Origin of the sequence: Flavobacterium foetidum (genome assembly GCF_004634245.1) — a bacterium.
Taxonomy (GTDB): domain Bacteria; phylum Bacteroidota; class Bacteroidia; order Flavobacteriales; family Flavobacteriaceae; genus Flavobacterium; species Flavobacterium foetidum.
The window spans coordinates 154,110-162,519 of the sequence record NZ_SJTF01000014.1; the positions used below are offsets into that span (position 1 = coordinate 154,110).

Consider the following 8,410-nt stretch of genomic DNA (forward strand, 5'->3'; position numbering starts at 1 on the left):
TTAGAATTATATCATAAAAATGCCCAAACTACAATTGTAATTTGGGCATTTTTTATTTAATGATTCCAATAATCTTGGAATTTGGAATTTTAAAAATTGGAATTTCTACAAAATCATAGTAAGCTGAATTCTCTTTCGATCCTCATCAACTTCAGTCACTTTCACATCCACATGCTGATGCAATTTAACGACTTCGTTTACATCGCTTACATAGCCCGATTTTAACTGAGAAATATGAACTAATCCGCTTTCTTTGATTCCGATGTCAACAAAACAGCCAAAGTTGGTGATGTTATTCACAATTCCAGGTAATATCATTCCGGTTTTCAAATCTTTGATTGATTTTACATTCGCATCAAACTCAAAAACCTTAGCTGACTTTCTTGGGTCCAATCCAGGCTTTTCTAGCTCTTTTATGATATCTTTTAGTGTCAATAAACCAATTTCAGGTGTAACATACTTTTCGGGCTTAATAAGCGCTGTTTTTTCTTTATTTGCAATTAATTCATTCAAAGAAATATTCAAATCTTTCGCCATCTTTTCCACAACCGGATAAGCTTCCGGATGCACCGCCGAATTATCCAGCGGATTCTTAGCATTAGTAATTCTAATAAATGCTGCTCCTTGCTGATAGGCTTTATCGCCCAAACGAGGCACTTTTTTCAGCTGTTTTCTATCTTCAAAAGGTCCGTTTTCAGAACGGTATTGTACAATGTTTTCGGCCAGCTTCTCTCCTATTCCACTCACATAACTCAGCAAATGTTTACTCGCTGTGTTGATATTTATTCCAACTGAGTTTACGCAACGAATTACCGTATTATCTAACTCTTCTTTTAGCTTAGTTTGATCCACATCGTGCTGATACTGACCTACTCCAATAGCTTTCGGGTCAATTTTAACCAGTTCGGCCAAAGGATCTGAAAGTCGTCGCCCAATAGAAACCGAACCACGCACCGTTACATCGTAATTTGGAAACTCTTCACGCGCAATTTTCGAAGCTGAATAAACCGAAGCTCCAGCTTCTGAAACTACAAAAACTTGAATTGGTTTATCGAAAGCAATTTTTTTAATGAAAAATTCTGTTTCTCTTGAAGCCGTTCCGTTTCCGATAGAAATAGCATCAATTTGATACGCATTTACCATCGAACGGATTTTCTTGATTGCCATTGTTTCCTCATTTTGAGGTGCGTGCGGATAAATGGTTTCGTTGTATAATAAATCGCCTTTTTCGTCCAGACAAACTACTTTACAACCACTTCTGAATCCTGGATCGATTGCTAAAATTCGTTTTTCTCCCAACGGCGGAGCCAATAATAATTGTCCTAAATTGTTAGCAAAAACCTGAATGGAATTAGCATCTGCTTTTGCTTTTGCTTCCTGCAAGGTTTCATTTCCAATTGCTGGATTCAACAAACGTTTATAACTGTCTTCAATTGCTAATTGCAAATGAGCTGTAGTATTGTTTTGTTTTTTAATGATAATTTCGTCAATTACATCGTAAGCGTCGTCGATATCAACATCGATTTTCATTTTGATAAAACCTTCATTTTCTGCACGAAGCATCGCTAATAAACGGTGTGCCGGCGCTTTTGTCAATGGTTCTTCCCAATCAAAATACTGATTGAATTTCTGCGCTCCTTCTTCTTCCGCTTTCTTTTTAACAACTTTTGTAGCAATAGTCGCTTTACGCTGAAACAATCTACGAAGTTGTTTACGAACATAAATATTTTCGTTAATCCATTCGGCTACAATATCTCTTGCGCCTTGGATTGCGGCTTCTTCGTTGATAACATTTTCATTAATGTACTGCGTCGAGATAAAATCGATATCAGCATCACTTTCCGATATAATTAATTTTGCTAATGGTTCTAAACCAAATTCGCGCGCCACATCGGCTTTTGTTTTTTTCTTCTTTTTGTATGGAAGGTAAAAATCTTCAATCTCTTGCAAATCAAAACTGTCTTCGATTTTTTTCTTCAATTCTGGCGTAAGTGCCTTTTGCTCTTCAATAGATTTTAGAACGGCTTCTTTACGTTTTATAAGCGTATCGTATTCTTTCTGCAATTTTGCAATCTGCTCAATTACAGTTTCATCCAAATTTCCTGTAGCATCTTTTCGATATCGCGAAATAAACGGAATTGTACAGTCTTCTTCTAATAATTTAACTGTGTTTTGAATGCTTACAGCAGGTGCCTGAACAGATTTGGCAATGAATTGAATATTAGTCATACGTTTAATGAAATAAATTCTTAAATTTAAAATGATATATTTTACTTGTTAAAAATTGAAGTGCATAAATCAATAATTTTGCTAAAATAATATCTTTGTTTTTAATTCCTAGCCCATGAAAGTTTTATTACTCTATTTTTTATTTGTAAATAGCCTAACATTTCTTCTTGTGGGTTACGATAAATTTCAAGCCCGTAGGCACAACAGAAGAATTCCCGAAAGTGTATTATTTATTCTCGCTTTTATTGGTGGTACTATTGGGTTATTGACAGGTATGTTTTTCTTTAGACATAAAACGAGTAAAACTACATTTATTATGAAGTTCCTTTATATTATTTTAGTTCAAGGAGTATTGATCTATTTGAAATGGACTAACAATATCTAGATATCAACATTGTTAATAACTCTATTTTTGGAAATTAAATAATTGATTTTTAATTACTTAAAAATAAAAACCGGACAAATATAAAAATCCGCCCGGTGTGTTTTTATGCTATTGGTGCGAAGCACCCGATTTTTTTGACTTTTTACGAACAAGCAATTTTATTCACTCTATTTTGGTGTCTTCCGCCTTCAAAAGCAGTATTTAAGAATGTTTCAACAATTTCTACAGCTTGCGGAATAGAAGTGAAGCGCGCCGGAATACTCACGATATTAGCATCGTTGTGTAAACGCGTTAAATAAGCGATTTCTTTTGTCCAGCACAAGCCAGCTCTCACTTTAGGGTGTTTATTAACAGTCATTGCAATTCCGTTACCGCTTCCGCAGATTACGATTCCAAAATCAGCTTTTCCTTCAGATACATCAGTGGCAACCGGATGCCCAAAATCAGGATAATCAACAGAAGCATCTGTATCGGTACCATAATTCGTTACTTCATAACCTTTTGCCTTAAGCATTTCAACAATTGCTTTTTTATATTCAGGACCAGCGTGGTCGTTTCCTATCGAAATTTTCATTTTTCTTTACTATTAAGTTGTGCTGTGCAAAATTAATCAATTAATAAATGGTTGCTACGAATTGCGCTAATTTTCACTAATTTTTTTCTTTTTAAATACTATATAAACATTCCAATACAGATTTGCTTGCATTCGGGAAATTAGTGCCAGAAAAATAAGAATCACAACTATCTTACATTCAAAATCTTACACAGTTATCAACATTTTTAATAACTTCATAAGTATCTCAAAATCAATACATAAAAAACAAAATATTTCTTAAAATTTTGCGGTGTTAACACGAGTTTGTAATTGCTTGATATTCAGTTAACTTTAAATTAACAGAAAATGTTAATAAGTTCGAAAAGAAAATTAGAAGTTTTTTTTGGTTATTTCCGAAAAATACTTAATCCAAAACCGAAATGAAAAATGCAAGAAAAGTTTCGGGAATTTTTGGAAAAGTTATCAATATCGAAAATAGCATTTTCAACAGAAATCAACATATCAACTTATCTACAAAATCAATTCAAATTTGGTTGTCAACCGTTGTTAATTAAAATACAAAAAGTCTTATAAATTAATTATTTAACCAAAAATAACTATGTTAATAACTCAGAATAAATAAGTAAAACGAGATTTCAATGACTCAAAAAAAAAAATTATTCGACATATTAACACACTATAATAACCATCAAATTTTTTTAAATTTTAAAAATTCTTTTTTGTTGTATTTAATATATGTTGAAAACTAAAAAAGTTGAAATTGAAAAAAAAATTTTTGAGTTTGAATTTATTCTGGATTTGATTTTGCTTCAGACTATTTTGAGCGGACTGTTGAGATTGTCCAGAATTTCCTGAACTTGTTCGAAATCGTTGGGATGAACCTTGAGTTTGATTCCGCCGAGTGCTGTTGTGTAGAGTGGAACAACCGAAAGCGTGATTTCGTTTTCGAAAAAATGCGGAATTTCTTCCTGTTCTAGTAAGTGGCGCAGAACGACAGTTTCGTGTGGATAATTGAATATAGCGATTGTTTTAAAGCTTTCCATTTTTGGTCTTTTAGTAAAGATAAGAAGTAATATTTTGAATAAATCTATTTCTCGCAATCTATTATCTGATATCTTATTTGTAATTTTAAACTTTATAAGAAAAGATATATGGGTAAGAAAATTAGAAAGCCGATAAAAAATGATAAAGATTTTTCAGGAAAAATACTAAAAATTTTATCGCAAAGTGCTAATAAAACATTTAATTACAAACAGATAGCAGCTAAGTTAGAACTTGATGATACAAAAAGCAGAAACCAGATTATAAAAGATTTGAAAATCTTGGCTTCTCAGAAAAAAATCATTGAGACAGAGCCTGGCAAATACTTAATTAAAGCTGTTAGCCAGGATTATTACGAAGGAACGATAGATATGACGAGCAGAAAAACGGCATATTTTATTTGTGATGAATTTGAAGAAGACGTTTTTATTCCGACCAATAATCTGAATCGTGCCTTGGATAAGGATAAAGTAAAAGTTTACGTTTATAACCGAAGAAAAGGAAAAAGACCTGAAGGAGAAGTAATTGAAGTTCTAGAAAGAGATAAAACAGAGTTTGTTGGAGTAATAGATATTCAGGCAAATTTTGCTTTTGTTTCTACTGCCAATCCGAAAATGTACACAGATATTTTTATTCCGAAAGATAAAATCGGAGAAGCAGAAAATGGAGATGTCGTATTGGTTGCTATCGAAGACTGGCCAAAAAGAGCCGACAGCCCGTTTGGATCTGTAATTCGAGTACTCGGAAAACCTGGAGAGCACAACACAGAGATTCATGCTATCTTAGCCGAATATGGCTTGCCTGCAGATTTTCCGGTAGAAGTAGAGGTGTATGCCCAAAAGCTGGATACTACGATTCAGGAATCTGAGATTGCAAAACGTCGTGATATGCGCGATACACTTACGTTTACGATAGATCCAAAAGATGCAAAAGATTTTGATGATGCTTTGTCTTTCAAAAAGTTAGAAAACGGCAACTTCGAAATCGGAATTCATATTGCGGATGTTTCGTATTATCTTGAAGAAGGAACTATTCTGGACGATGAAGCATATCAAAGAGGGACTTCGGTTTATTTGGTAGATAGAGTAGTGCCGATGCTTCCTGAAGTGTTGTCGAATTTTGCTTGTTCGCTTCGTCCGAACGAGGAGAAATATACATTCTCTGCTGTATTTGAAGTTTCTCCGACAGCTCAGGTTATGAATCAGTGGTTTGGAAGAACTGTAATCTATTCTGATCAGCGTTTTGCTTACGAAGAAGCGCAGCATATCATTGAAACAAAAGGAAATAATACGATTCCGGATGCTATTTCTATTACCGGATCATCGTATGTTGTTGCAGATGAAATTGTTGAAGCTACTTTAAAACTAGATGAACTGGCTAAGATTCTGAGAAAGAAAAGAATGCAGCAAGGCGCTATTTCTTTTGATAAAGTCGAAGTTAAATTTAATCTCAACACCGAAGGTGAACCCGAAGGAGTGTATTTTAAAGTTTCAAAAGATGCCAATCATCTTATCGAAGAATTTATGCTTTTAGCCAACAGAAAGGTGGCTGAGTACATCGGAAAACAAAAGAAAACCTTTGTGTATCGTATTCATGATGAGCCGAATGAAGATAAATTAATCGCCATGCAGACTGTAATTTCTAAGTTTGGCTACAAATTAGATTTTAGAAGCAAAGGTGATATCGCTAAATCATTGAACTCACTCATGGAAGAAGTAAATGGTAAAAAAGAGCAGAATCTTATTGATACTTTGGCCATTAGAAGTATGAGTAAAGCCAAATACTCAACCGATAATATTGGACATTACGGTTTGGCTTTTGATTATTACAGCCATTTTACTTCGCCAATTCGTAGATATCCAGACGTTATGGTCCACCGTTTGCTGCAATATTATCTCGATGGAGGCGCTTCTGTAGACGAAGAGGCTTACGAAACCAAATGTCTGCATTGTTCGAGTATGGAAAACTTAGCTACAAATGCTGAGCGAGACAGCATCAAGTACATGCAGGTTAAATACATGCAAGATCATCAAGATGAAGAGTTTCTCGGCGTTATTTCTGGTGTTACCGAATGGGGAATTTATGTCGAAATCGTTTCTAACAAATGTGAAGGAATGGTGAGAATCAGAGAAATAAAAGAAGATTATTATACTTTCGATGAAAAGCAGTATGCCTTGGTTGGTGCGACATCAGGAAGTATTTTACAATTAGGAGATGAAATTTACGTTAAAGTAAAAAATGCCGATTTAGTTAAAAAGCAATTAGATTTTCATTTTTTACGAAGAGCTGAATAATTGTTAAATTTAAAAAAGAAAAACATGAAAAAATTAATTATAGTTGCAGCCTTGTTGCTGGCACAATTGTCTATTGGACAGGTTACAAAAGATTTAGGAGATTTTGATTCTGTTAAGGTATTCGATAAACTAAGTGTAAAACTGGTTCAGTCTTCTGAAAATAAGATTGTAATAAAAGGAGCAAGAGAAGCCGAAGTAGAAGTTGTTAATAAAAAAGGTTTATTAAAATTAAGAATGCCTTTTCCTAAACTTTTATCTGGTAACGATTTGGATATCACTGTTTATTACAAACATATTGAGCTGATAGATGTTAATGAAGGCGCTGAAGTTACTAGTAAAGAAACTATAAAAGCGACTTCTTTTAAAGTTAGTGCACAAGAAGGCGGAAAAATTAACGTAGATTTGGACGTTGATAAACTCAACGTGAGCTCTGTTTCGGGAGGAGAAATTACATTGACTGGAAAAGCTGACAATGTAGATGCAGGTTTAGGAGCAGGAGGATATCTTCTAGCAAGTAAATTATCCACTTCTCAGACTAAAGTAAGCGTTTCTGCGGGCGGAAAAGCAGATGTGAATGCTTCGACCCTTGTAGATGCAAAAGTCAACGCAGGAGGCTCTATTTACATTTACGGAAAACCGAAACAAATTAATGAGAAAAAGGTTTTTGGCGGTAAGATTGAACAGGTGAAATAAATAATAATTTTAAATGATAAACGATATTCTGGCTGGACTGCCATGGGGACTTTTCTTAAGTTTTATGGTGGGTCCGGTATTTTTCATATTATTAGAGACCAGTATTACGAAAGGATTCAGAGCTGCAATAGTCTTTGATTTTGGAGTAGTTCTAGGTGATGTTTTCTTTATAGCAATCGCATACTTAGGAAGTTACAGACTTATTCAGAGCTTAAAAGACAAACCTGCATTATTTATTTTTGGAGGTATAATCATGCTGGCTTACGGAATTATTTCTTTTGTGCGATTAAGAAAAGAAGAAAAAATAAATGATGAAGAAATTGATCGTGATATCATTAAGAGAAACTACGGAAGCTTATTTATAAAAGGCTTTTTACTCAATGTCATCAACATTGGAGTTCTTGGTTTCTGGCTAGCAGTTATTATTTCTGTCGGACCTAAATTAGAAATGCAGAATTCAAGAATGTTTACATTTTTTACTTCTGTAATCATAACTTATTTGTTAATTGATTGCATTAAAATATTATTAGCCAAACAGTTAAAATCACGAATGACTCCTGTTAATATCCTAAAAATCAAAAAGGGAATTAGTATCGTTCTGATGGTTTTTGGCGTAGTTTTGATCACACAAGGCTGGTTTCCAAAGGAAAAAGAATTGGTTAGGAATGCTTTTGAGAAGATAGAAAAATAAGTTGTTGATAACTCAAATATATAAGATCAAACCTCTGAATTTCAGAGGTTTTTTTGTGTTGGTAGGTGAAAATTTTCAGTTTAGTTGTCATTTCGACGCAAGGAGAAATCACTAGAAACTCCGTACAGTATGTCGCTAATCTTTGTCGAATCCCATGTTTGATTTTTTCGAACGAGAAATGACAAGATTGAGTGCAATTTTTAAACGCGAAGTTATATTTTCTTATATGACTTATATGGTTCAAAAAAAGCATAAAAAACCTCTAAATTGCTTTAGAGGTTTAGAGACATCGTCTGGATTCGAACCGATATATTTTTAATTAATTTTTACTAAAAATTAAACATTAAAAAAACTCTAAATTGCTTTAGAGGTTTAGAGGCATCGTCTGGATTCGAACCGATATATTTTTAATTAATTTTTACTAAAAATTAAACATAAAAAAACCTCTAAATTGCTTTAGAGGTTTAGAGGCATCGTCTGGATTCGAACCGATATATTTTTAATTAATTTTTACTAAAAAT

The 8,410-nt window shown here is 33.5% G+C and carries 7 protein-coding genes; 4 read left to right on the forward strand and 3 right to left on the reverse strand.

Annotated elements, in window-relative coordinates; genetic code table 11:
* Positions 1–105 precede the first annotated feature (105 nt).
* A complete protein-coding gene (locus E0W73_RS17505) occupies positions 106–2,229 on the reverse strand; it encodes a Tex family protein (protein WP_135223336.1) in 2,124 nt (707 codons plus the stop codon).
* Positions 2,230–2,344: 115 nt separating this feature from the next.
* On the opposite strand from E0W73_RS17505, the gene E0W73_RS17510 reads away from it, so the two are divergent.
* Positions 2,345–2,614, forward strand: a complete 270-nt coding sequence (locus E0W73_RS17510) for a DUF1294 domain-containing protein (RefSeq protein ID WP_135223337.1) — start codon at positions 2,345–2,347, stop codon at positions 2,612–2,614.
* Between the two features lie 142 nt (positions 2,615–2,756).
* Here the strand turns inward: E0W73_RS17510 and rpiB are convergent, their stop codons facing one another.
* Positions 2,757–3,188: a ribose 5-phosphate isomerase B gene (gene rpiB / locus E0W73_RS17515; protein ID WP_135223338.1), complete on the reverse strand. Its 432-nt coding sequence runs from the start codon at positions 3,186–3,188 to the stop codon at positions 2,757–2,759.
* Positions 3,189–3,979: 791 nt separating this feature from the next.
* Entirely contained in the window at positions 3,980–4,213 is a 234-nt protein-coding gene (locus E0W73_RS17520) for a DUF2007 domain-containing protein (RefSeq protein WP_135223339.1), read from the reverse strand.
* Positions 4,214–4,321: 108 nt separating this feature from the next.
* Between E0W73_RS17520 and rnr the strand changes: the two genes are divergently transcribed.
* Genes rnr through E0W73_RS17535 form a run of 3 tightly spaced genes read left to right on the forward strand, consistent with a single transcriptional unit; the run spans position 4,322 to position 7,889 of the window.
* Positions 4,322–6,505 carry a ribonuclease R gene (rnr, locus tag E0W73_RS17525; RefSeq protein WP_135223340.1) on the forward strand — a complete coding sequence of 728 codons (2,184 nt, stop codon included), beginning with the start codon at positions 4,322–4,324 and terminating at the stop codon, positions 6,503–6,505.
* A gap of 24 nt (positions 6,506–6,529) precedes the next feature.
* Positions 6,530–7,198, forward strand: a complete 669-nt coding sequence (locus tag E0W73_RS17530) for a head GIN domain-containing protein (RefSeq protein ID WP_135223341.1) — start codon at positions 6,530–6,532, stop codon at positions 7,196–7,198.
* Positions 7,199–7,211: 13 nt separating this feature from the next.
* Positions 7,212–7,889, forward strand: a complete 678-nt coding sequence (locus E0W73_RS17535; protein WP_135223342.1) for a LysE family translocator — start codon at positions 7,212–7,214, stop codon at positions 7,887–7,889.
* Positions 7,890–8,410: the final 521 nt, after the last annotated feature.